This is a genomic window from Microvirga tunisiensis (assembly GCF_009296175.1).
Taxonomy (GTDB): domain Bacteria; phylum Pseudomonadota; class Alphaproteobacteria; order Rhizobiales; family Beijerinckiaceae; genus Microvirga; species Microvirga tunisiensis.
Genome location: NZ_VOSK01000723.1, coordinates 1 through 1,553 on the forward strand (window position 1 = coordinate 1; position 1,553 = coordinate 1,553).

At 67.0% G+C, this 1,553-nt stretch carries 1 protein-coding gene and 1 pseudogene; both read right to left on the bottom strand.

Annotated elements, in window-relative coordinates:
* A pseudogene (locus tag FS320_RS49435) lies at nucleotides 1-116 on the bottom strand (IS630 family transposase); the annotation flags it as partial.
* A 37-nt stretch (nucleotides 117-153) separates the two neighbouring features.
* Nucleotides 154-1,553 (bottom strand): recombinase zinc beta ribbon domain-containing protein (locus tag FS320_RS43160; RefSeq protein ID WP_152718624.1); only part of this gene is annotated, 1,400 nt, incomplete at its 5' end.

A 1,553-nucleotide genomic window follows, 5' to 3' on the forward strand; every position in this document is an offset into this window, starting at 1 on the left:
TGCGGCTCAAACAAGTTGCAGATGTCACCGATGGCCCGCCAGAGTGCATCGAACGTTCGGGCTTCGGCTTTGCGCAGGTGCGCCTTGATCTTGGCAAAGGCCTGTTCGATCGTATTGCCATGATGCCTCTCAGTGACTGCTTCCTGTTGACGTTCAGTCTGATGGCTTGATGCGAGCTATGGGGCGATCCGCGAGTTTCACCAGCCAAATGCGGCGTGTCCCCACCTGAGCCAGCCGGCCCTTGAGTGTCCCCCGCCGCAGCCAACCGTAGACTGTCTGCCGGTGTGCCCCAAGCTGCTCGGCCACTTCCTGCAAGGTCATTTCCTCATCATCCGCACGCGGCACTTTCCCGGACCAGATCGGCCGGGTCGTGCCGTGCCCGTGCCGCTGCAGCCGACGCCGGATCATCGGAGCGTTGAAGGCGCTGCGCTTGGCCGGCCGAAAGCCCTCCGCGTTCAGGCGGGCGGCAATCTGCTCGGCCGTGGTACCAGCCGTCCGCAACGCCACCGCCCGTGCCAGCAGCTGGTCAAAGTTCGCCAGCTGCTCGAACCGACGCACGGGACGGATCACCGCATGCCGGGTGATGACGCCGCCGGCCCAGTGGCACGCAATCTCCGCCCGTTCGGTCGTGCCCTGCAGATGGATCACCACCCGATCGAGCATGGTTCGCGCGATCGTCTGCCGGTCGCGCGCCGTCGTCGACGCAGCACTCCACAGCGCCGGAATGTCCTCGGCCAAGCGATGCACCGCCGCCTGCTCCTCCGGCGTCAGCCGTTCCGGCTCGTGGGCCAGGGCCCGCTGGTGCTCGCTCTCCAGCGTCTGGTGGGCTGTCAGCGCCGTCTCCCAATCCCGCTCCAGGGTGCGGGCCACAAGGCGATTGGACGGGTCGACCGCCTCGTAGCGCCGGCGGGCCAGATCGGCCTCGTAGGCCGCCCGTTCCAGCCGCTGCTTCCAGTGCCGCCGTCGTTGCTGACGCTCCAACTCGAGATCCTCAGCCACCTGCAGGCTGACCGCAATTGCCGAAGGCGAGAGCGCTTCCAGCATCAGGGTGCTGACCTGCTCATCCACCGGGCGGGCACTGATCGACTGGCACTGGGGCGCGCCGTAGGTCGTCGCCATCTGGTTGCAGGCATAGCGGGCCTCCCGGCCATCGTCGTTGTAGGTGACGCACATGCGCCGGCCACAGACCCCGCAGGCCACCAGTCCGCCGAGCAGCGCGGGGCCGCCGCGGGGAAGGCCTGTGTGACGGGCGCGGTTGGCTGCCATCTGCTCCTGGTTTCGCTCGAAGGTGTCCCAATCAATGTAGGCCGGACGAGCGCCTTGGTGCAGCACCTTCCAAGTTTTTGGATCGCGCAGGAAGCGTTTGCCGCTGTGGGGCTGCCCGGACCGGCGCAGGCGGCCGTCATAGGTGCGCCGGCCATAGACATAGTCGGGTAGCCGGGCTCCGTTACCGAAGCCCAGCCCCCTCAGAACCGGACGTGACGATTGCTCGTCATCCGGCTCAAGCCTCAGCCGCCCGATACCCGACCTGCTGATGGTGTTGACGGTGGCAC